At 66.3% G+C, this 21,779-nt stretch carries 23 protein-coding genes; 13 read left to right on the top strand and 10 right to left on the bottom strand.

Features of this window, described 5'->3' with window-relative positions; all coding sequences use genetic code 11:
• Positions 1-130 precede the first annotated feature (130 nt).
• The 6 genes from QNN99_RS12110 to QNN99_RS12085 all read left to right on the top strand — a co-directional run bounded on the left by QNN99_RS12110 (position 131) and on the right by QNN99_RS12085 (position 7,090).
• Positions 131-610, top strand: a complete 480-nt coding sequence (locus tag QNN99_RS12110) for a MarR family winged helix-turn-helix transcriptional regulator (RefSeq protein ID WP_229966719.1) — start codon at positions 131-133, stop codon at positions 608-610.
• 593 nt (positions 611-1,203) lie between these two features.
• The gene (locus QNN99_RS12105; protein ID WP_229966718.1) at positions 1,204-2,019 is read left to right on the top strand and encodes an alpha/beta fold hydrolase; all 816 of its coding nucleotides are present in this window, start codon (positions 1,204-1,206) and stop codon (positions 2,017-2,019) included.
• The gene (locus tag QNN99_RS12100) at positions 2,012-3,628 is read left to right on the top strand and encodes a PAS domain-containing sensor histidine kinase (protein WP_229966717.1); all 1,617 of its coding nucleotides are present in this window, start codon (positions 2,012-2,014) and stop codon (positions 3,626-3,628) included. Before QNN99_RS12105 ends, QNN99_RS12100 begins: the two co-directional genes overlap by 8 nt.
• A 25-nt stretch (positions 3,629-3,653) precedes the next feature.
• Positions 3,654-4,256 carry a GNAT family N-acetyltransferase gene (locus tag QNN99_RS12095; protein ID WP_229966716.1) on the top strand — a complete coding sequence of 201 codons (603 nt, stop codon included), beginning with the start codon at positions 3,654-3,656 and terminating at the stop codon, positions 4,254-4,256.
• A gap of 4 nt (positions 4,257-4,260) precedes the next feature.
• The gene (locus QNN99_RS12090; RefSeq protein WP_229966715.1) at positions 4,261-5,391 is read left to right on the top strand and encodes a serine hydrolase domain-containing protein; all 1,131 of its coding nucleotides are present in this window, start codon (positions 4,261-4,263) and stop codon (positions 5,389-5,391) included.
• Between the two features lie 145 nt (positions 5,392-5,536).
• Complete coding sequence (locus QNN99_RS12085) at positions 5,537-7,090, top strand: LTA synthase family protein (protein WP_229966714.1); 1,554 nt, start codon at positions 5,537-5,539, stop codon at positions 7,088-7,090.
• Here QNN99_RS12085 and QNN99_RS12080 read toward each other — a convergent pair.
• Both QNN99_RS12080 and QNN99_RS12075 read right to left on the bottom strand, forming a co-directional pair.
• A complete protein-coding gene (locus QNN99_RS12080) occupies positions 7,072-7,599 on the bottom strand; it encodes a luciferase domain-containing protein (protein ID WP_229966713.1) in 528 nt (175 codons plus the stop codon). The two genes, QNN99_RS12085 and QNN99_RS12080, sit on opposite strands and share 19 nt — an antisense overlap.
• A 117-nt stretch (positions 7,600-7,716) precedes the next feature.
• Positions 7,717-8,733, bottom strand: coding sequence for a zinc-dependent alcohol dehydrogenase (locus QNN99_RS12075; protein ID WP_229966712.1), 1,017 nt, complete (start codon positions 8,731-8,733; stop codon positions 7,717-7,719).
• A gap of 121 nt (positions 8,734-8,854) precedes the next feature.
• On the opposite strand from QNN99_RS12075, the gene QNN99_RS12070 reads away from it, so the two are divergent.
• Entirely contained in the window at positions 8,855-10,069 is a 1,215-nt protein-coding gene (locus QNN99_RS12070; RefSeq protein ID WP_229966711.1) for a hypothetical protein, read from the top strand.
• Positions 10,070-10,080: 11 nt separating this feature from the next.
• Here QNN99_RS12070 and QNN99_RS12065 read toward each other — a convergent pair whose 3' ends face one another.
• Positions 10,081-10,833, bottom strand: coding sequence for a glucose 1-dehydrogenase (locus QNN99_RS12065; protein WP_229966710.1), 753 nt, complete (start codon positions 10,831-10,833; stop codon positions 10,081-10,083).
• Between the two features lie 203 nt (positions 10,834-11,036).
• On the opposite strand from QNN99_RS12065, the gene QNN99_RS12060 reads away from it, so the two are divergent.
• Positions 11,037-11,882 (top strand): aldo/keto reductase, encoded by an 846-nt coding sequence (locus tag QNN99_RS12060; RefSeq protein WP_229966709.1) that lies wholly within the window; start codon positions 11,037-11,039, stop codon positions 11,880-11,882.
• Here QNN99_RS12060 and QNN99_RS12055 read toward each other — a convergent pair.
• The 3 genes from QNN99_RS12055 to QNN99_RS12045 all read right to left on the bottom strand — a co-directional run bounded on the left by QNN99_RS12055 (position 11,869) and on the right by QNN99_RS12045 (position 13,752).
• The gene (locus tag QNN99_RS12055; protein WP_229966708.1) at positions 11,869-12,441 is read right to left on the bottom strand and encodes a hypothetical protein; all 573 of its coding nucleotides are present in this window, start codon (positions 12,439-12,441) and stop codon (positions 11,869-11,871) included. The two genes, QNN99_RS12060 and QNN99_RS12055, sit on opposite strands and share 14 nt — an antisense overlap.
• Complete coding sequence (locus QNN99_RS12050) at positions 12,438-12,683, bottom strand: hypothetical protein (RefSeq protein WP_229966707.1); 246 nt, start codon at positions 12,681-12,683, stop codon at positions 12,438-12,440. Before QNN99_RS12050 ends, QNN99_RS12055 begins: the two co-directional genes overlap by 4 nt.
• Before the next feature lie 106 nt (positions 12,684-12,789).
• Positions 12,790-13,752, bottom strand: a complete 963-nt coding sequence (locus tag QNN99_RS12045; RefSeq protein ID WP_229966706.1) for an alpha/beta hydrolase — start codon at positions 13,750-13,752, stop codon at positions 12,790-12,792.
• A 216-nt stretch (positions 13,753-13,968) separates the two neighbouring features.
• On the opposite strand from QNN99_RS12045, the gene QNN99_RS12040 reads away from it, so the two are divergent.
• Positions 13,969-15,879 (top strand): FAD-binding monooxygenase, encoded by a 1,911-nt coding sequence (locus QNN99_RS12040; RefSeq protein WP_229966705.1) that lies wholly within the window; start codon positions 13,969-13,971, stop codon positions 15,877-15,879.
• Positions 15,876-16,577 (top strand): IclR family transcriptional regulator, encoded by a 702-nt coding sequence (locus QNN99_RS12035; RefSeq protein ID WP_284015896.1) that lies wholly within the window; start codon positions 15,876-15,878, stop codon positions 16,575-16,577. Before QNN99_RS12040 ends, QNN99_RS12035 begins: the two co-directional genes overlap by 4 nt.
• A 53-nt stretch (positions 16,578-16,630) precedes the next feature.
• Here the strand turns inward: QNN99_RS12035 and QNN99_RS12030 are convergent, their stop codons facing one another.
• On the bottom strand, positions 16,631-17,416 hold the full coding sequence (locus QNN99_RS12030; RefSeq protein ID WP_229966704.1) for a hypothetical protein: 786 nt from the start codon (positions 17,414-17,416) through the stop codon (positions 16,631-16,633).
• Between the two features lie 261 nt (positions 17,417-17,677).
• On the opposite strand from QNN99_RS12030, the gene QNN99_RS12025 reads away from it, so the two are divergent.
• From QNN99_RS12025 to QNN99_RS12015, 3 genes are all read left to right on the top strand, one after another.
• A complete protein-coding gene (locus QNN99_RS12025) occupies positions 17,678-18,493 on the top strand; it encodes a carboxymuconolactone decarboxylase family protein (protein WP_229966703.1) in 816 nt (271 codons plus the stop codon).
• A 74-nt stretch (positions 18,494-18,567) separates the two neighbouring features.
• Positions 18,568-19,278, top strand: coding sequence for a maleylpyruvate isomerase family mycothiol-dependent enzyme (locus QNN99_RS12020; protein ID WP_229966702.1), 711 nt, complete (start codon positions 18,568-18,570; stop codon positions 19,276-19,278).
• Between the two features lie 56 nt (positions 19,279-19,334).
• Entirely contained in the window at positions 19,335-20,054 is a 720-nt protein-coding gene (locus QNN99_RS12015; RefSeq protein WP_229966701.1) for a TetR/AcrR family transcriptional regulator C-terminal domain-containing protein, read from the top strand.
• A gap of 168 nt (positions 20,055-20,222) precedes the next feature.
• On the opposite strand, the gene QNN99_RS12010 is transcribed toward QNN99_RS12015, so the two are convergent.
• From QNN99_RS12010 to QNN99_RS12000, 3 genes are all read right to left on the bottom strand, one after another.
• A complete protein-coding gene (locus QNN99_RS12010; RefSeq protein ID WP_229966700.1) occupies positions 20,223-20,456 on the bottom strand; it encodes a hypothetical protein in 234 nt (77 codons plus the stop codon).
• A 49-nt stretch (positions 20,457-20,505) separates the two neighbouring features.
• Positions 20,506-21,159 carry a maleylpyruvate isomerase family mycothiol-dependent enzyme gene (locus QNN99_RS12005; protein WP_269439211.1) on the bottom strand — a complete coding sequence of 218 codons (654 nt, stop codon included), beginning with the start codon at positions 21,157-21,159 and terminating at the stop codon, positions 20,506-20,508.
• 69 nt (positions 21,160-21,228) lie between these two features.
• Positions 21,229-21,779: oxidoreductase (locus tag QNN99_RS12000; RefSeq protein ID WP_442860526.1), on the bottom strand; the 551-nt coding region annotated here is incomplete at its 5' end.

The following is a 21,779-nucleotide window of genomic DNA, read 5'->3' as shown; positions in this document are numbered from 1 at the left end:
GTTTCCGGTGCCCGTGCGGACGCTGTTGGGAATAGCCATGGTTCCTCCTGACGGTGCCGGTATGGTGCACGGCAACCAATAGAGAGGTTACCTCACTATGTGGCTACCACAAAATGGGTAGACTGGTGACATGCCGCTTACAGATGATGCCGACTCGGCCCTGGACAACTCCGCCGGACTGGGCGAGCTCATGCATGCGACGTTCCGCGGGCTGCGCGGGCGCTGGATGCAGCAGCTGGCCCCGTTTGGTCTGACGCCGCATCAATTTCGCGCCCTCAACGGCGTGGGACGGAGCGCCGATGCCTCGGGCCCCGGCGTGCGCCTCAAGGACCTGGCAGAGTGGCTCCGCATCGCCCCGCGGTCCGCGACGGAAGTGGTCGATCAGCTCCAGGAAAAGGGTCTGGTGGAACGCACCCCGGACCCGAACGACCGCCGTGCCACGCGAATCTCCCTGAGTGAGGCCGGACAGGAGCTGCGGACCCGGATCCGCAGCGCCCGGCGCCGGGAAGCGGACGAGTATTTTTCAGTGCTCTCTGCTGAAGACCGGACTCAGCTGGCGAGGATCCTCGGGCAGCTGACGACCGACGGGCGGAGAGGGATTCAGGGTTGAGCTGATTTTCGGTATTGCAATGGATGGTTCTTCTCGGGCCGGCCAATTCGAAACTCGAGTTCTTCTCGAGGAAGGACCGATGGGTCATTGATGCGGGCATGCGGGAATCGTTAAGGCATGGGAAGTGGGAACTCCATCCAGTTGCCGTGCCGTTGATCACAGGGACCGTGCACCGAGTGGGCTCCGTCTGAGAAACGCAGCCCACTTTGAAGCTTGCGTCCCATGTCAGAGGGCTTTTCTGGTTTAGGCGTGGATAATTCTTTCGCAGAGCGGCCGGAGTATGCAATTACCGGGATTTCACCTCGAGCGGATTCCTCTGTTACGTTTCCCCGGGGAATCAAAGCGCTTCTCACGCGCCGCTCCGCGCCGGTAATCTCATCGGTGACAAACAAAATCGAATTATTAGGTCTCTGCTTCCATGCGTAGAACAACGCGTATTCCTCTTGCCTTCGGCACGCCGGCCGCTCTGCTCTGTTTGGCTGCCTTTACCGCTTCGGCAGAAGTCTGATGACCGCAGGTTTTTCTTCGGTAAAATCAGGCAGTGAATCCAACCGGCAGCATGGGTGCAATCAGTCAAGATCGGAAAACAGGATATGAACACCAGCGCAGTCATTGAACGCAACAACGTCCGCGTGCTGGGACGCGCGGACGGACCGGTGCTGGTGCTGGTGCAGGGCTTTGGCTGCGACCAGGTGATCTGGAACCGCATCCTGCCGTTCTTCACGGAGACCTACAAAGTGGTGCTGTTCGATCATGTGGGAACCGGCGGAGCCGATCCCGAAGCTTACGGCGCTGCCAAATACGCCGTCCTGGAAGGTTACCTGCAGGATCTGATCGAGCTCCTGGATGCCTTGGACGTGCAGGATGCCACCGTCGTCGGGCACAGCATCGCTGGCACCATGGCGCTGGCTGCCTCGACGCGGAGTCCGCGGATTGCGCGTCTCGTCCTGCTCTGCACCTCACCCTGCTATGTCAATGACGACGGGTACGTCGGCGGCTTCCGGCCGGAGGACATTGAGGGTGTCCTGGCTGCTGTGGAGGCCAATTACCCCCTTTGGGCCAGGGCGATGGCCCCGAACATAGCGGGAGAGGACCCTGATTCCGAGATCAGCACCGAACTGGCCGAGGACATGTGCCGGTTGCGCCCAAAGTACGTTCGCGACTTCCTGCAGATGTCCTTCGCCGCGGATGTCCGGCAGCTGCTGCCCCAGGTTCCCGTCCCGGCCTTGATCCTGCAATCGCGGGGCGATCCGCTAACCCCGGAATCGGCCTCGCTGTTCCTGGACAAACAGCTTCCCAGCAGCACCCGTGTGGACCTGAAAGCCCTCGGAAACATGCCGCACCTCAGCTCACCCCGGGAGACGGCGGACGCCATTCTCGGTTACCTGAAGGCGAGTGCCAATGCCTAGCGCTCCCAAGCACGGCAAAGTCCCGGAAAGCGCCGCCACAGCGGGTGGCACCGACTATGAGGCACATTTCCATCACGCGGCCTGCGGATATCTCGTCTTGACCACGGATGGATTCATTCTCGATGTTAACCGGACGCTTCTGACCTGGACAGGGCATTCCCGGGAAAAGCTGTTGGGCACAAATGTCGTGGATCTCCTGCCCATTGGAGATCAGGTGCTCTACGCCGCCTACGCGGTGCCCCAGCTGGCGGTGTCGGGGTGCTACAACGAAATGGCGGCGGAACTGGTGTCCGCGGCCGGAGAGCACATTCCGGTGCTCCTGTCCGGTGTGCGCTCGAAGAGCGAAAACAAAGGCGACGACATCGACGTCGACCGGATCGCAGTCTTCAACGCCTCCGAGCGCAGGCGCCATGAGCGGGAACTGCTGGCAGCCCTGCGGAAGGCTGAGGCGGCAGAGGCGGCGCGTGCCGCAGCCGAGGAGGAACTGCGGGAAAAGCAGAAGGCCCTGGTGGAAAAGGACCGCGTCCTGAAGGCCAGCCTGGCTGCGAGCAAGGAACGTGAGGCCTTGCTGAACACGGTCCTGAACGCTGTGGACGTGGGCCTGCTCGTGGTGGATAAGGACGGCGACGTTGTGCTGACCAACGCCCATCTGAAGTCCGCCTGGACCAGGGTCGCGGGGGAAATCGCCCCGGGCCGGGCACGGCCGTTTTTTGGTCCGGACCGCGTGACACCCCTTTGCGACGCCGAGAGCCCGCTGCGGCGGGCCGCCGCAGGGGAGTCCTTCTCGAATCAGCTGCTCTGGTTCGGCCCCCTCGACGGGGGACACCAGACTGCCCTCAGCGTGTCGGCCCGTCCCATCAAAACGGACGGAGCGCTCTCCGGATCGGTGGTGGCTTACACCGACGTTAGCCCGCTGGTCACCGCCCTCGCAGCGCAGGAGGAGTTCGTGGCCAGTGTCTCCCATGAGCTGCGCACCCCGCTGACGTCGATCATGGGCTATCTGGACCTCGCGTTGGACGAGGAGGGCTCGTCTCCGGAGGTGACCTCCGCGCTTCAGGTTGCACTGCGCAACTCCGAACGGCTGCTGGCCCTGGTTTCCGATCTGCTGTCGGTGGCATCCGGAGCTCAAAAAATCGACCGTCGGCCGGTGAACCTGGCCGAAATTGTCCGGTCCGGTATCGTCTCGATGGCGCCGAAAGCCCGTGCCAACCAGGTCGACCTGGTGACGGAGATTCCCGAGACCTTGACAGTGGAAGTCGATCCGCAGCGCCTGGCCCAAGTGGTGGATAACCTGCTGTCCAACGCCGTCAAGTATTCGCCCGACGGGGGCACCGTGAGGGTGGCGCTGTCCGAGGAGGGACAGGAAATCCGGCTCGAGGTGAGCGACACGGGGATCGGGATGGATGAGGGGGAACAGGACAAGGTTTTCACCAAGTTCTTCCGGGCGCACCGGGCTGTGACCTCGGCTGTTCCCGGTGTGGGACTGGGGCTGGTGATCACCAAGAGCATTCTGGAAGCACACGGCGGGGGCTTGAGTTTTGTCAGCAGTCCCGGGCAGGGAAGCGTGTTCACGGTTTCCCTGCCCCTGACCGCGGAAGGGCGGACGTAAGGCGCAGCCGTGCAAAGCTGTGACCATGGATCCGAAGACCGCAACTCTGCTCTGGCCCGCCGTCGACCCGGCTCACGGCAACGTGCGCCTGCGCAGGTTTCGGGACGAGGACGCGGGAATGGCCCGGGAGCTGTCCCTGGACGACTACGTCCCGACAATCGGCACCCTTCCGCCCCGGGCCACCGCGGACCAGGCGCTGGCGTGGGTGGAACGTCAGCGCCGGCACCATGTTCGGGGAACCGGGTTTGCCTTCTGCATCGCCGACGCCGAATCCGACCGGCCCCTGGGGCAAATCGGACTGTGGACCCGGGAGCTGGCCGCGGGCCGCGCCCATGCCGGCTACGGCGTCGCACCCTTTGCGCGCGGCCGCCGTGTTGCCGCCAGTGCGCTGCTGGCCCTGCTGGACTTCGGCTGGACGATTCCAGGGCTGCATCGGGTGGAGCTGTTTATCGAGCCGTGGAACACAGCTTCCACCAGGAGCGCTGAATACGCCGGTTTTTCCCGGGAAGGCCTGCTCCGCAGCCACCAGGAAATCGCAGGTGAGCGCAGGGACATGCTCCTTTATGCGGCCATACGGGATGCGGGACGGCCCGCCATTGACTCCCCAGCCGCAACTCCCGGACAGTAGGTCCATGCCGGAAACCGCCGCACCGCTGTGGGACAGCCTGGCCGCGGCCGTGCGCTCGGGCTGGTGCCCGGGGCTGGTGGCCGGGGTCCGGATCAATGGACGAACCGAAATCTTCGCCACCGGATCCCTGGACCTGAGCCGAACGCAGCCCATGGCCGAGGACACCCCCTTCCGCATCTCCTCGCTCAGCAAGATCATCGGCGGCGCACTCGCCCTGACCCTGGTGGCGGACGGCACGCTGGGACTGGACGACGACGTCGCCCGCTGGCTCCCGGCCCTGGCCAACCCCCGCGTCCTCGCCACCCCGGATGCCCCGCTGTCGATGACCGTTCCGGCGCGCGGACCCATCACGCTGCGGCACCTGCTGACCTTCACCGCCGGCTTGGGCATCGACTACGCGGCCACCCCGTACGCCGCGGCCACCCGGGACCTGCTGTGGGGCCCCGCTCCGCCGGCCATGACCCCGGAGGAGTACCTGACCCGGGTAAGCGAGCTGCCGCTGGCCCACCAGCCGGGGGAGCGCTGGATGTATCACGCCAGTGCCGACGTGCTCTCGGTGCTGCTGCCCGCCGCAGCCGTTCAGCCGCTGGGCCAGCTCGTGCAGGAGCGGATCAGCGGCCCGTTCCGGTTGACCGCCACCGGCTTCCCCACCGGAACCGAACACTTTCCGACGGTTTATGAGGCCGACGACGACGGTCGGCTGCGCGAGGCAGTGACCTACCGCGACGCGCTGGCCGGCCCGCCGCGGTTTGAGTCCCTGGCCGGAGGAATGGTGTCCACGGTCCCTGATTTCCTGCACTTCCTGACCGCCCTGGCGAAAGACACGGTGCTGCCGCCGGCACTGCGGCAGCAGATGACCGCGGACCAGCTGACCTCTCCGCAGCGGGCCGGCATGGCGGAAATGGCAGGGCCCGACGAGTCCTGGGGCTTCATGACCGCCGTCCAGGTCGGTCTGGGGGCGCCCTGGTCTGAACCGGGAATGTGGGGCTGGGCCGGCGGCTCCGGCGTCAGCGCCGCGGTCTATCCGAACGGAGATATCGGCGTCATCTTCACCCAGCGCTTCCTTGGCGGCCCGCAGGACACCTTCGGCCTCTTCTGGGAACCGTTCAGCGCCCTCCGGAAGGGTCTTCGCTGAGCGGCTTTCCGAGGAGCGGGCGACTCAGCATGAACCTTGGTTGAACCTTCAGCAAAACGGTATTAGTCTTCTAAGGACCCAAGACCGGGTTGAATGTCAAGGGTGTTTGGCGAAAAACGCGGCATCAGGAAGGCGAGGTGTTGCCATGTCTGGCCGGATTCTCAATGCGACCCGGCGGGTCGCCGTCGCCATGGGACAGATCCTCGTCTATGTCCTGATCTGGGCCGGGCTTGCGCTGCTCATCGCCGCCGTCGGCATCCGTTTCTACTGGGGCGAAATCTCCGTTAACCAGATGCTCCTGAACCTCGTGTCCGTGGAAATCGACGGCGGGGGCGGAGCCATCGTCTGGGCCGGCATTCTGGGGATCGGCGTCGCACCAGTGCTGATTACTGCCGCGATCGCCCTGTGGCACCAATCCCGCGGCCGCAAGCGCCGCCGCAACGGCGACGACATGCGTCCCCGGCACGCACCGTGGCTGGTGCGCACCGTCTCTGCCGTCCTGGTGGGCGCGGTGGTCGTCGGCGGCACCACGGCCTTCACCACCACGGTGGGCATGGGGGATTACCTAAAGGCGGCGAACTCTCCGTACAACGTCGGCGACTACTACGTGGAGCCAACAATCACCGGCGACGGAGCCAAACGCAATCTGGTCCTGATCTATCTGGAGTCCGGCGAAGCCACCCTGGCCGACGACCAGCTCTTCGAAAAAGACGCGTTCGCTCCTCTGAAGGAGGCCACCGACGCCGCAGACGGCTGGCAGAGCGTGGACAACTTCCAGCAGTACAACGGCGGAGGCTGGACCATGGCCGGGCTCGTCTCAACGCAGTGCGGCCTGCCGCTGAAGGGCACCGGTTCGGCGGGCAGCAGCGGCGCCAGGGAGGTCGACGAGGACGGCGACACCTATCTGGGCGGGTCCACCTGCGTCGGTGACGTTCTCGAGGAGCACGGCTACAACAACGTTTTCCTGGGCGGCGCCAATTCCTCCTTCGCCGCGAAGGACACCTTCCTGAGCAGCCACGGCTACTCCGAGGTCAAGGGCCTTGCCGATTGGCGCGCGGCCGGCGAACCGGAGGAGAGCTTCCGCAGCGACTGGGGCCTGAGCGACGAACGCCTCATGGCCCAGGCCAAGGACAGGATTGACCAGCTGCACGCCGAGGCCGAACAGACCGGCCGGCCGTTCAACCTCTCCATGCTGACGCTGGACACCCACGAGCCGGTGCACATTTACGATTACTGCAACGTGGACACGCAGAACAAGGTCACGTCGGCGTTCTCCTGCTCCCTGACCCAGGTCGCCGGGTTTGTGGACCACATGAAGGAGAAGGGATACCTCGAAGACACTGCCGTGGTGATCATGGGCGACCACCTCAAGCACATGAGCGCCGGTGACGCCTTCCACGAGCAGCTGGACCACCACGGGAACCGCACCATCTTCAACCGGATCTGGGTTCCGGGCGGGGAAAACAGCATTGAACTGCGCTCCGGCGGCGACCAGCTGAACATGTACCCCACAATCCTGGAAGCCGTCGGCTTGACCCTGAAGAACCATGAGGCGGGGCTGGGCGTGTCCGCGTTCGCCCCGGCGGTCCCGGAGGGGTCGGCCCAGGCGATGGAGCCCGAGGCCTATGCCGAACTGCTGGAATCGCTGTCCCCGCAGTTCTACGCGGAGGCCTGGGCCGGTCAGGACCCCGCCCAGTAGCTCCCGCCGAGGCCCAAGATGCGGCCGCGCTGGTCGGCGGGGGATCCGCCGGCTGCCAGATAGGCTTCCTCCACCACCGCAGCACAGACGGCGAAGTCGTCCGCGTCGCGCGGCCCGTAGAGCATGATCACGATCGGCGGTATCACGCCGGGGGCCACCAGGCAGTGGTACTCAGCCCAGCCGGCGGCGATCAGTCGCTCGGCCAATTCGGTGGGAACGTTCAGGTGCAGACTGCCGTCGGAGGGGGGATGGATGTGTCCCCACTCGCCGCCCAGAATGGCAGGCAGCGTCGGCGGCTCCGGCGGCGCGTTGAGGTAGAAGGCGACGGCGCCGGGAACCGAGACCTGACTGGATCCGCGGCTGACCCCGGGCAGCGCCAGTGCATGGTCGCGCAGCCGGTCCTGCAGCTCGACCGGCGCGATCTGATCAAGCTGGGTGTGCGGGCTGGTCGGCGTCGTCGCGGGCCGCGGTCCGTGCCGCAGGGGCACATGGAGTTCCGGAGCGTTCATTGTTCTCCCTGTTCGGTGGGCAGGTCTTCGGGCCCATGGGTGTTTTGTGGCCACTGCTGACAGTCAACACGATCGACCGATGCCATGGCGGTTTGTCCTGGTCTTTATGGCACTGCCCTACTCGAACGTTACGACGACCTTGTCCGCGGCGCCCGGAGTCTGCGCCAGAGCGAGGGCATCCAAGGCCCGGTCGAAGGGCAGCTTGTCGCTGATGATCAGCGCATACTTCTGCCAGTTTTCGATGATGTCCTCGGTGACCTCGAAGATCTCGGTCGGATAGCCCATGGCAAACACGATGGTCAGCTCCGTGGTGAGGATGGACCCGAAGTCGAGCTCAACCGGCTTCTTGTGGACGGCGACAATGCCGAGCGTTGCGCCCTGCTTGGCGATGCCGGCAACGGTGGCCGGGATGACCGGTGCGCCGGCGGCATCGAGGAAGATGTCGGTGCCGGAGCGCACACCGCGGACCATCATGCTCGATCCGTCCCCGTGCAGCTCCACGAGCCTGGCGGCCACGTCTTCGTCAGCGGAGTTGATGACGGCGTCAGCGCCGATTTGCAGGGCCTTCTCCAGCCGGGACGGAATGAGGTCTACGACGACGATGTGACTGACTCCGCGGCGGCGGTACCCCAGGAGCGCCCCAAGCCCGATCGGCCCGGCGCCGAAAATGACCACTCTGTCACCGGGCCTGGGCTCGGTGCGGTTCACGGCATGAAGGGCCACCGCCATCGGTTCGTTCAGGGCCGCCACCTCCCACGGAATGTCCTTGGGGATGACCTTGAGCTGGCGTCCGGGCTCTGCGTCCCGGACCACCACATACTCGGAGAGCGCGCCCTGCGCGCCGCCGCTGCCCAGCAGGCCGTCGGTGAAGGCCATCGTGTCGATGACCACGTGGTCGCCCACGGTGAGACCGTCGACGTCGGCCCCTGCCTCGGCCACCTCGGCGGCAGGTTCGTGGCCCAGCGGCGTGGCGCCCTGCCGCGGCGGAATCCCGCCTATCTGGCTGTACATGGCATCGGAACCGCAGATTCCACAGGCCTTGATCTTCAGCAGGACATCGTGGGGGCCGACCGCGGGCCGGTCCACCTCAACCCATTCGTTGGTGTTTGGACCGGTGACGTAAACAGCCTTCATAGCGGTGTTCTCCTTTGGTGCTCCCGGGAATGTCCCTGACCAGAATATTACGCGGGGGTTGAATGGGGTCTCCGGCGTTGTGTCCACCACAGGCAAGGGGCTGGCCGTGTGAGTATTGCCCATGACTAATTCGCAACGGCGGGCAGCGCATGGCTGGGCCGTGGTTTTGGCGGCGACAGCACTGATCGCGTTTATTGTTGCCACCGGATTGTTCCTGGGCGATGCCATGCTGCTCCCCGGCGTCAATATGCTCCGGTTCCTCCTGGCGGCGTTTGTTGGGCCACTCGCCTTCGCCGTCTCAGTTGTCCTGGTGCTGTACTCATCCGAGCGGCTCTCCGGCGCGGCGGCATTCCGGACCGCGGCAGGTGCGGCAGCGGCCTGCGGGCTGGCGGCCGCGAGCGTGGCCAGCTGGTCGGTTGGTTTCGACGCGGCCGATGCGGGACGTGAACTCAGCTGGTTTGCATCATCGACGTTTTTGTTCTTTTTTCTCGCCTGGGCTGCCGGCACGTTCAGCCTGTACACACCGGTCAGATCGGTGCTGAACGAGATGCGCCGCCGGCCGGTTCCACGTCTGCAGGGTGTGGTCCTGGCAGCTGTTTCTGCCTTTGCCCTCGGGGGACTGCTGCTGCTGGCACAATTGGTCGGCTCCCTGGCGGCGGTCCTGCTGCTGGTCCTGGTCCTGCGCTCGGGCAGCACGGCTCAGCCCGCTGCGGCTCCCCGGCCTTCCCCGGCGGAGAGGCCGTCGTTCTCGCCGGGGCGCACCTTGGCAGAGACCCGGCGGCGAGATGCCGCTGTTGGTGCCGCGGCGCTGGCCAGCGCTGTCGTGGGACTCGGCTGTGCCGTGTTTGCCCTCACCGGCAGCAGCTGGGCATCACTGGCCACCGATGGCACGCAGGCCATGAACATTGGCCTGGCCGGCGGCGCACTGGCAGCCATTCCCGCGGCCCTTGCTGCGGGCGCGGCTCTGGCCGCGGGTTTGGGCAGCGTCATGCACTGGTCGGCCGGGTTGCTGTCCGCGGGTCTTGTCCTGGAAGCGGCCGCCCAATTCGCAGGTGCCGGGCATCCCGCGCAGTGGCCGCTGACCCTGGCGGCGGCAGCCCTGGCGGGTGTCGCCCTGGCCCTTCCCTGTGGGCGGCTCCTGCCGGGCGGGAAGCGGCTCCGTGTGGGTGTGACCGCCCTGCTCGGCCTCGGCGGTCTGGTGCCCGGACTGTTCCTCGTGGCGGCCGCTGGATTCACCGCACCGCTGGCCGCCGTCGCACTCTTTGCCTGGTCCTGGCGGCGCCTGTCCGGGCGGGACGGACAGGCCGGCCCGCGCAGCGTTACCCAGGGGGCCTGACCCCGGGCAGCCTAAACGTTGTAGATCTTGCCGGCCGTGATTCCGCCGTCGACAACGAACTCCGCCCCGGTGGAGAAGCTGGACTCATCGCTGGCCAGGAAGAGGACAACACTGGTCACCTCTTCCGGTGCGGCCGGCCGGGTGAGGGTGGTTTCGGTAAAGTCGATCGGCTTTTGCCTGCCCATCACGGCGGTCATCGGGGTCTGGATGGACCCCGGGTGCACCGAGTTGACCCGGACGTGGGATGCGGCCAGCTCCAGTGCGGCCGACTTCGTCAGCCCGCGCAGGCCGAATTTCGACGCCGTGTAACCGTGCATGCCGGCAACGCCCTCCAGCCCGGCGGTGGAGGAAATGTTAATGACCGACGACGGCGCGGACGCCTTCAGCGCCTCGACGGCTGCGGACATGCCCAGGAAGGGGCCGGTCAGGTTGATGTCCAGTGCCCGCTGCCAGCGCTCCACCGGGTATTGGCCGAGGGGGCCGCCGTCGAGGATGCCGGCATTGTTCACCAGGACGTTGAGCCGGCCGAAGGTATCCAGCGTGGTCGCCACGGCCTCGGCCCAGTCCTCGGCGCTGGTGACATTCAGATGCACGTAGCGGGCGGCGTCGCCCAGTTCCGCGGCCAGGGCGGCACCGGCGTCGTCATTGATGTCCGCAATGATCACCTTGGCGCCTTCACGCACGAAGGCCCGCGCGTGGGAGGCCCCCATGCCGCTGGCTGCGCCGGTAATCAGGGCTACTTTGTCTTTGAGTCGTTCGCTCACGGTTGCATCCTCCTGTTGAATCGCCGGTTTGTCCGGCATGTCCCGCTGGGTGGGGCGGGGGGCCCATTCCGACAGGATCCATAATGTCACCGTCCGGCAGACGGGACCGCGGGGAGACCCTCCCGCCTGCCGCTCACCGCTTGTAACCTCAAAGGGGCGAGGGCGGCGCCGATCGCCGCACGTCACCGACGAAAGGAAAACCGATGGAGAGTGTTTCCCTGAACAACGGCGTCGAAATGCCGATCCTGGGCTTCGGCGTGTACCAGGTTCCGCCGGATGAGACCGAAGAGGCAGTGACCAACGCGCTGGCCGCCGGATACCGCTCGCTGGACACCGCCGCGGCCTACCAAAACGAAGATGCAGTGGGGCGGGCTGTGCGGAAGAGCGGCCTGGCGCGCAGCGAATTGTTCATCACCACCAAGCTCTGGATCCAGGACAACGGCGAGGCCACCACCGCCCGGGCGTTCGAAACCTCGCTGCAGAAACTGGGCATGGAGTACGTGGATCTGTACCTGATCCATCACCCCTTCGGTGATGTGTACGGCGAGTGGCGGGTGATGCAGCAGATCTATAAGGACGGCGCCGCCCGGGCCATCGGGGTTTCGAACTTCACCCCGGACCGGCTGCTGGATCTGATCCTGCATAACGAGGTGGTTCCGGCGGTGAATCAGATCGAAACGCATCCGTTCTGCCAGCGGGCGGTGGAAAACCAACTGATGACCGACCGCGGGGTCCGGCATGAATCCTGGGCACCGTTCGCGGAGGGGAAGAACAACCTCTTCTCGGATCCGACGCTGACCGCCATCGGCGGCGCGCACGGCAAGTCGGTGGCCCAAGTGGTGCTTCGCTGGTTGATCCAGCGCGGAGTGGTGGTGATCCCGAAGTCGGTCCGGCCGGACCGGATGGCGGAGAACTTCGACGTGTTCAACTTCGAGCTCAGCCCCCAGGAAATGGCGTCGATCGCGGATCTGGACACCGGGCAGTCCATGTTCTTCGACCACCGGGATCCGGCAGCCGTCGCCCGGCTCAGCGGAGTCACTCTGGAGTAGGGCCGGGCGACGGCGTGCCCTGCTTGGTCTCGGGCGCCTTCTGCAGGTCCCGCACCAGGTAGAGCCAGGGGAAGGATCGGCTGCCCACCTGCCAGCCGTCCGTTTCGTAGTGGGAGGACGGCCGGGTCCAGAGCACGCGGCGGTGTTCCCACTGGGTGTCCGTCTGCAGCATCCGGTGCCGGAGCATGTCGACGCCGATGGTGCGCCAGCCCAGCCGTCCGGCCAGTTCCAGCTCGGGCATTTCATCGAAGGCCGTGACCGGGCCGAGCCAGCGCTCGCGGGAACCGGGGGCCTGTTCCTCCGGGCGGGCGCCGAAACGCTGCTGCACCGCCTGCCGGGTCATCCCCAGCTCGCGGCCCAGTGCGGCCCAGCTGACTCCCGCGCTCCGGGCCGCCGCGACGGCTCGGTGCTGCAGCTGCTGGCTGGCCTGCTCGGCTGCGCCTGCCCGAGCCACTAAGGCGAGGTGGTCCTCCTCGGTGAGGGTCCCGGCGTCGTCGTAGTCGCCGAGGATCAGTGCGCCGATCTGCTCCTGCAGGTCGGTAACCGGACCGCGGATCACGGCTGTTCCCCGGCATCGCGGCTGGGCAGCCAGTACTCCTTGCCGCTGCTGTCCGAGTTTCCCCGCCAGACGTACGTGACGGCAAGGTACACGCTGCCCACGATCAGGGTGCCGCCGGCGCCCTGGCACAGGCCTTTGGGGAAACCGTGCAGGTCGAGCAGCAACCAGGTGGCAAACAGTCCAACCCCAACCAGGAACATCAGTGCGGCGTAAACGGCGGTGAAGATGCGGAAAGTTCTCATGGTGTCAATCAAAGCTTGACACCATCGAAACGTCAAGGATTTCTTGACACTTTCTTTTTAGGGTCGGGGTTATGGCCTTCGGCAATCCCTGGCCGAAGGGTACGGGCTACCGCACCGACGCCGGAGTCAGCTGCCGCCGCAGCTCGGCGGACAGCTCCGCCAATGCCTGCGGAGCGCTGCGGCACAGCCGAGGGAAGGCAAGGTAGCCGTGCGGCATGCCCACGTAAGTGGTGACGCGGACCGGGACTCCGACTGCACGCAGGGCAGCGGCGTAGCGCAGTCCGTCGTCGCGGATGGGATCATGCTCGGCCACCTGGATCAGTGCCGGCGGCAGCCCGGTGTGGTCCGGGGCCAGCAGCGGCGAGGCGTACGGGTTGCTGCGGTCTGCCAGGTCGGGGACGTAGAGGCTGCCGTAGCGGAGGATGTCCTCCTTGGTGAGGATGGGTGCGTGGGCGTTCTCCTCGATGGATGCGCTGCCCAGGGTCAGATCGGTGGCGGGATAGATCAGGCCCTGAAAAGCGATGGCGGGGCCGGAGCGGTCCCGGGACATCAGCGTCAGCACTGCCGCGAGGTTGCCGCCGGCACTGTCGCCCACCACGGCGAGCCGGCCGGCGTCGGCCTCCCACTCCGCAGCGCGTTCGGCCACCTCGAGCAGCGCGGCATAGCAGTCCTCGGCGGCAGCGGGCCAGGGGTGCGCCGGTGCCAGCCGGTACTCGAGGGAAACGACGACGGCGCGCGCGTCCCGGGCGATGGTGCTGGCCAGTCCGTCATAGATGTCCAGGTTGCCGACCGTCCAGCCGCCGCCGTGGATCAGGACCACCAGCGGCAACGTGTCGGCGGCATCTTTTGGCCGGTACACCCGGACGGGGATCCGGCCCTCGGCTCCCGCGGCGGTCTCGTTCCTGATCTTCACGCCCGGGGCCATGCCGCCCAGCACCCAGTCCACCACCGGGTTGTGCTTGATGGTGCGCTGCTGGTCGGCCAGGATCTGCTCCTCGCTCTTGTGCGCCACAGAGGTTCTGGCCAGCACCTTGCCGACCAGCCGCACTCGGAGATCCAGCTTTGCCATGGTGGTGCCTTTCCGTCGGTCCTGTCGCACTAGGCCTGAATATAGTCCTCCACAGCCTGCCGCGCCGGGCGGCGGGCAGGCCGGCGCCGCTCTGCTTGTGATGCGTGCCATATCCCAGTATGGTGACTACACCGCTTGCGGTTCGACTATCGAACGTAGTGTTCAAATAACGAACACCGTCCGGCGGGCACCATCCACGACGAAGTGAGGACACCCGTGCAGTTCCACCACCACGGCTACGTATCCGGCGATCCGCGCATCCAGCCGGCCGCCGGCGTCGGCATCAACCGCCCCGGCGACCTTCCGGCGGAAGTCGACGTGCTCATCGTGGGCTCCGGACCCGCCGGCATGCTCGCCGCAGCCCAGCTGTCGCAGTTCCCGGACATCACCACCCGGATTGTGGAACGCCGGGACGGGCGGCTGGCCATCGGCCAGGCCGACGGCATCCAGGCCCGGAGCGTGGAAACCTTCCAGGCCTTCGGGTTCGCCGAGGAGATCACCGCCGAGGCCTACCGGATCACCGAAATGGCGTTCTGGCGGCCGGACCCCGCGGATTCCTCACGCATCATCCGGTCCGGCCGGGCCCTCGACGACGAATCGGGCATCAGCGAATTCCCGCACCTGATCGTCAACCAGGCCCGCGTGCTGGATTACTTCGCCCGGTACATGGCCAACTCGCCCACCCGGATGGCGCCCGACTACGGCTTCGAATTCCGCAGCCTGGAGGTCGACGACGACGCCGAGTATCCGGTCACCGTCACCCTCCTGCACACCGCCGGCCCGGACGAGGGCACCGAGCGAACGGTGCGCGCCAAGTACGTGGTCGGCGCTGACGGCGCGCGCAGCAAGGTCCGCCAGTCCATCGGCTGCACCCTCGCCGGCGACAAAGCCAACCACGCCTGGGGCGTGATGGACGTCCTGGCCGAAACTGACTTCCCCGACATCCGCACCAAGTGCGCCATCCAGTCCGCCGACGGCGGCAGCATCCTGCTCATTCCGCGCGAGGGCGGCCACCTGTTCCGGATGTACGTGGACCTGGGCGTGGTTCCCGAGGATGACAACGGTGCGGTCCGCAAAACGACCGTCGAGGAAATCATCGGCAAGGCCAACGAGATCCTGCAGCCCTACACGCTCGATGTCCGCCACGTCGCCTGGCACAGCGTCTACGAGGTGGGCCACCGGCTCACCGACCGGTTCGACGACGTCCTGCCGGCCGACCTGGGCACCCGGACCCCGCGCGTGTTCATCGCCGGCGATGCCTGCCACACCCACAGCGCCAAGGCCGGGCAGGGCATGAATGTTTCCATGCAGGACGGCTTCAACCTGGGCTGGAAGCTCGGCCACGTGCTCGACGGCCGCAGCCCGGAAAGCCTGCTGTCCACCTACTCGGCCGAACGCCAGGTGGTGGCCAAGAACCTCATCGACTTCGACAAGGAGTGGTCAACACTCATGGCCAAGCGGCCCGAGGAGTTCGAAAATCCCTCGGACCTTGAGGACTTCTACGTGAGCACCGCCGAATTCCCGGCCGGATTCATGACCCAGTACACGCCGTCCATCCTCATTGCCGAGCCCACCCACCAGGACCTGGCCACCGGCTTTCCCGTCGGCAAGCGCTTCCGGTCGGTACCGGTGCGGCGGGTCTGCGACGCGAACACGGTCCACCTCGGCCACCTGGCGCAGGCCGACGGCGCCTGGCGGATCTATGTCTTCGCCGATCCCGCGGCGGCCGGAACCTCGTCGGCGGTGACCGATCTCGCCGACTGGCTGGCCACCGCGCCGGAGTCACCCCTGGCCGCGGTTCCGGAGGGTGTTGACCGCAGCGCCTGGTTCGATGTGAAAGTCATCTACCAGCAGCCGCACACCGGCATCGAGATCGGCGCCGTGCCGGCGGTGTTCAAGCCGCAGACCGGACCGTTCCAGCTCACCGACCTCGCGAAGGTCTTTGGCACCAACCCCGGAGAGGACATTTTCGACCAGCGCGGCATTGACCGGTCCGGCGTCGTCGTGGTGGTCCGCCCGGACCAGTATGTTGCCAACGTCCTGCCGCTGACCGCGACGGCGGAACTCGCCGAGTTCTTTGCCCCGCTGCTGCCGGCCCGCCGGATCGCCGCCGTGGAATTGCCGTGAGTCCGACGGCGTCCACCAGCCAGACGCTCTCCCGCGGCATCCGGGCGCTGGAAGTGATGGCTGATGCCACCGGCGGCCTCACCATCGCCGAGATCGCGGCCGCGCTGGACGTCCACCGCTCCATTTCCTATCGGATTCTGCGCACCCTGGAGGAACACTCGCTGGTGCTGCGCGACGACGCCGGCAGGTTCTCCATCGGTCCCGGCATGGCAACGCTGGCCCGCGGCGTGGGCAACCGGCTGCAGACAGTGGCCATCCCGGAGCTCACCGCCCTGTCCTCCGCCCTGCAGATGACGGCCTTCATCTCCGTGTGGGACCGGCGCCAGTGCGTCACGCTGGTCTCGGTGGAGCCGCCCCGCGGCGACGGCACCATTGTGCAGCGCCCGGGAACCCGGCACTCCTTCGCCGCCGGAGCGACCGGCATCGCGATTCAGTCCGCCGTGACGGAGGCTGAGTGGGAGGAACTGGCGCCGGGGGAGGCGTACCGGGAGGAGTCGCGCACGGCGGCCCGGCTCGGCTACGCGTTCAGCCGCGATGAGGTGATTCCCGGCGTCAGCTCCGTGGCCGTGCCCGTTCTGGCCAGCGGCCAGCTTCCGGCCGCCCTCGCCGTCGTTTATCTGACCAGTGATGTACCGGCCGAACAGCTGGCCGCCCGCGTGCTGGAGTCGGCCGCCGCCATCGAGCAGCTGCTGCGGTAGGTTCGGCGTCCGCGTCAGCGCACCGGGATGCACCCTGAGCACGGCGGGACCATCTACTGCGGTTCCTGGGGGCCGGGGGACACGTTCGACCAGGTGGCGGCAGCCCCGGAGCCGGGAAAGACGGCTTGCTTCGTGGGGCTGTCCCCGGCCACCCCGTCTGCGACGTAGTAGGTCAACAGGTCAGGGATGTTGGGATCGTAGGGCGCGTACAGCCCCGGTGCCAGCGCAACAACCTGGCCGTCCACGAGCTTGCCGTCGAACCAGGCAGCGACGCGGTAGTCCAACGACTCGACGTTCACGACCAGGGGATAGCCCGGGTAGGCGGCGCCGATCCCCTCCACCGCTGACGGGGCGGGCGCCGCGGGCGATGCCGCGCTGCCCGCGCCGGTCTCATAGGACGCGCAACGGGTCAGGAGCTGTGCGACGGCGCCTGTCCAAGTGGCGACGTTCAGGCTCCAGGGAGAATCGGGGTGTTCGGCCCGCAGCGCGGCGTTCTCCATGGGGGAGGACAGCTCCTCCAGCAGCGCATCCATGCCCTCCGGGGCGTTCCGAGCTATGCCGGCAATTTCCTCGTTGAGGAGGCTTGCGGTCTCGGCCGTGCCCAGGAAACCGCTCGTGCCGTCGCCGATTTTAACGAGGTAGATGGCGTCGTAGAGGGGTCCTTTGCCATCGGTCCCGAGGAGCTTGATACAGGTCTGCTCCTCCGCGTTCAGCGCCACCGGTTCGACGGAAGGCTCGGAAGTTGCCGTGGCAGCTGGCGCACCGCTCTCCGCGGCCTCCGCGCTGCAGCCGGTGACGAGCAGCAGGGCGATGGCAGCGCTGGTGACAGCTTTTCTCATGGTTTCCCCCGGAAATCCTAGACAGTAGTCTCACCCTAGCGGTTCCCCCGACCTGCCGAGGCATAAGCGCTCCGCAGCGATTTAATCCCGTGAGTGCCCCCGGGGCCTCACTTACGGCCGGGAACCGTATTCTTCGTCGGTGACGTGCAAGCGCTGCCGGCCGTTGGGAGGGTCAGCTCGCATCGGAAACCGCCGGCACTGCCGATGGGTGAGGAAGTGGTGTTGAGTTGATACCAGCCGACAAGACGAAGGAGACCTGCGATGGCCCCGACAGAAGCGGCGCGCAGCCAGTACGAGGAACGGTTCCCCGGGAACACTTCCACATTGAAAGACACCGATCCGGAGCTCGTTGATTATTTTGGCAACTTCGCCTTTGACGAAGTGCTGCGGCACAGCAGGCTGGACGCCCCGACCCGCCTGATGGTGCAGCTGGCAGCGATGATTGCCTGCCAGGCGGTGCAGGAGTACCGGGTGATGCTGGGAGTGGCGCTGCGGGTGGGGGTGACCCCGGTGCAGGTGAAGGAGCTTGTTTATCAGGCAGTGCCCTATGTGGGGATGGCCAAGGTCTTTGACTTCCTCCATGCCACCAATGAGGTTTTGACTGAGCACGGCATTGCCCTGCCGCTGCCCGGACAGTCAGCCACCACGCCGGAGACCCGGCTGGAGGAAGGCCTCCGGGTACAGAAGGCCGTCATCGGAGCCGACCGGGTGGAGGGGCTCTACGCCGCCGCAGCCGCTGACGAGCTGCACATCCAGGGTTTCCTGTCGGACAACTGCTTCGGCGACACCTACACCCGCACCGGCGTCGACCTGCGCACCCGGGAGCTGCTCACCTTCGCGATGCTCGTCTCGCTCGGCGGCTGTGACCCGCAGGTCAAGGGGCACATAGCCGCGAATGTCCGGGTGGGCAACGACCGGGAACGGTTGATCGACGTCGTCACCCAGCTGCTGCCGTACATCGGCTACCCCCGCACGCTCAACGCGCTCGCGGACATCAACGAGATCACCGATCCGCCGGCAAAACCGTCCCAAACGGGTGGGCACCGTGGCGACGGCGGGAGCGCGGGAGTAGCGTGAGCGTTCGCTGGACGGTTTGTGAGCGGAACGGCTGAGGCAGCTGAAGAGGCAGGCAACTGAAAAGACGTGGGGGCATGGAGGACACGACCGATGTGAACAGCAGCGACAAGGACCCGCTGTGGGCGCTGATCCACGCCGAGCGGGCAAAACTTGCGGAGGACCTCGCCGGCCTCACCGCCGAACAATGGCGGCACAGCACGCTGTGCGAGGAATGGAATGTGGAGCAGGTTCTCGCCCACCTCACCGCGGGGGCAAGCCTCAATCAGCGGCGGTGGCTGCAGAGCATGCTGGCCGCCCGCTTCCGTCCCGACGTCCACAACCAGCGTCGCCTCGTTGAACACCTGGGCAGCACTCCCGCCCAGACGCTCGACCGGTTCCGCGCCGTCATCGGTGCCACCACCGCCCCCTCATCCCACACGGCGGCGTACCTGGGGGAAGTTGTGGTCCACGCCCAGGACATCCGCCAGCCGCTGGGGCTGCCGCGGACCCCGTCGGTGGAAGCGCTGGTTCCGGTGGCTGAGTTTTTTACCGCCCGTGACTTCACCGTTCCCAGCCGGTCCTACTCCGACGGCCTGCAATTGCGGGCCACCGACTGCCGCTTCACCGCGGGATACGGGCTGTTGGTCAACGGCCCCATCCTCGCCCTCGTCATGAGCATAGCGGGCCGCTCCGCCTACCTGGATCAGCTTGGCGGACCCGGTGCATCGACGCTGCGGTCCCGCGTGCAACGCGGCCGCGGCAACAGCGGCCGGGGCGGCAGGAACCTGGCCAAAACCGGCGAGTAGCGGCTCCCGGCGCGGAGCCTAGGCCCGCCGGGTGGCCTGAACGAGAAGGTGGCCGCTTGGCACAGGAACCCAAGGACCGGCAGCCGGAACCGGCCGCACGCCGACCGCGGCTGAACCGGGAAGCCGTACTCTGCGCCGGCGTCGAACTGGCCGACCAGGTGGGCATCGAGGGTTTCACCATGCGCACCCTCTCCCAGGAGCTCGGCGTGGTGCCCATGGCGCTGTACAAGCACGTGGCAAATAAGCAGGAACTGCTCGAGGGCATGGTGGATCTCGTCTGGAACGAGGTCACGGAACCGGACAGCGGACACGGCTGGAAGCAGGCCATGCATGATCGGGCCGCCTCGCTCCGGGCCGCACTGGTCCGGCACCGCTGGGCGGTGGGGCGGATGGAGGCCGCAGGACGCCCGGGCCCGGAGAGCCTGCGACAGCACAATGCGATGCTGGGATGCCTGCGGCAGAGCGGGTTTTCGTTCCGCACCACCGTCCACGTGATGAGCTTGCTGGACGCCTACGTGTACGGCTGCGCCCTGCAGCAGAAAACACTCTCCTTCGAGACGCCGGAGGAGTCTGCGGAGGCGGCGGCCGCTACCCGCGACGCTGAATCCGCAGAGACAGCGGCCAGGTATCCGTACCTGCTCGAAGTAGTGGGCGAGCTGGCGAAGCACGGCTATGACTACGACGCCGAATTCACCGTCGGGCTCGACGTCCTGCTGGACGGCATTGACACTCTGCGGGGTTCCTGGCACAGCGGCGGCGCGACGCCAAACGGTTAAGCCGGGCCGTATTACGGCGCCGGGGGAGGGCAGAAATGCGTGCATGGAGGGAAACGCGGAGGCTGGGCGGCGGTGCCATTGCCGCAGCTAAGGCGCGCTCGGATGCGGCTGTGAGGCGGCGGGCCCGGCGCATTCAGGCGTCGTGGTGAAGCTGCCGTCCCGGGCAGCCTAGGCGCCGGATTCCGGAGACGGATCGGGGTTTGTCCAGCCTCCGCGGTGCGTCATCGACGGTTCAACCGGCTCCGGCGCCCGCCACACGACAATTAACACGGTGGCTATCGGTCCCAGCAGCACTGAAAGCAGGAACCAATTCCAGCGGGAACGGTTCTTTTGCTCAGCGAGACCGGCATTAATTATGGCAACGGTAAAGCAGAACCAGCCTAAATCAACATAGGTATCCATTGGCCCACCCAACCACAGTTGAGAGGGGACTGCCGATTCGCGGGTCCGCTCATTGAAACGTTTGTTTTAGCTTTTGTACGAATTTTGCGGCACCTTCACCTGAGAAATCTTCGTGATTGACGGGGCGACCCGAGATGGCCATGAGGAGTGCCAGCGAGTTTCCTCTGACCACCGGTCCAGAACCGTGCTCAAACCCTGTGTCGGAAGCTTGCAGACAAAATCCAGCTGCGCGTTCCTTGCCGCCGCCCATAAAGACACCGGTTCCAAGCTGATAACGCAAGGCCGAATCGACTGCCTCACTGGGATACGAATGCACGAACCCCAGGGGACGCCGAATGTCCTCACCATGCACGATCGCCTCGACGAGCCGAGTTGCCAGAGCAGCGGGCGGCGTCTTGGTTGCTTCGCGTACGCGGCGGAACTCAGCCAGGGTGGCTTCCGGGGTCGCAGCGCGTTCCCTGATGATGCCGTTCGCGTTTTCTTTGTCGAAATCGAACTTCACGGTGATCATCCGCCGGAGAAAACTAAGACGAGTTGTCTTCGCGGAATCCACGAGATGAGCTACGACATCGTGAATGTCCCAGCCGGGGCAGAGCGAGGGTTGGGTCCATTGCTCCGGGGTCAGCGACTCAAGTTCCCTGATGAGCATTTGGCGTTCCTTGTGAACGGCTCGCCACACTGCGGACGAAGATCGGGAAGGCATGGAGCAATATAACCACGTTCGACGGCGGGCCCCCGCTCTATGCGGAGGGCCCGCCGTCGTTTCTTTCGACTAGGAGACCGGAGCAAGTTCCGGGTAATCCGTGTAGCCGGCGGCGCCGTCGGTGTAGACGGTGCTCTGGTCAATCTCATTCAGCGGGTGGTCCTCCTGCCAGCGGCGGGCCAGGTCCGGGTTGGCGATCACTGGACGGCCGACGACGGCGGCGTCGGCCAGGTCCTCCTCGAGCACCATGATGGCGTCCTCGCGGCTGGTGACCGTGCCGAAGCCGGTGTTCATCAACACCGGTCCGCCGAAGCGGCGGCGCAGGCCCTGGACCAGCTCGTCGGCCGGATCCGCGTGCAGGATGGACAGGTACGCCGGCTTCAAATCGGCGATGCCGTCCACCAGGGCGGTGTAGGTGGCGGTCACGTCCTCACGGTCGGTTTCCAGCACGCCCTGGATGTTGTGTTCCGGGGAGATGCGGATGCCGGTGTGCTCGGCGCCGACGGCCTCGGCCACGGCACGGACGGCCTCGATGACCAGCCGGGCCCGGTTCGCCGGCGATCCGCCGTAGTTGTCGGTGCGGGTGTTGGAGACGGGGGAGAGGAATTCCTGAAGCAGGT

Origin of the sequence: Arthrobacter sp. zg.Y820, assembly GCF_030125555.1 — a bacterium.
GTDB lineage: Bacteria > Actinomycetota > Actinomycetes > Actinomycetales > Micrococcaceae > Arthrobacter_B.
The sequence above is the reverse complement of the archived record's forward strand: the minus strand, read 5'-3'. Positions and strand labels throughout refer to the sequence as shown.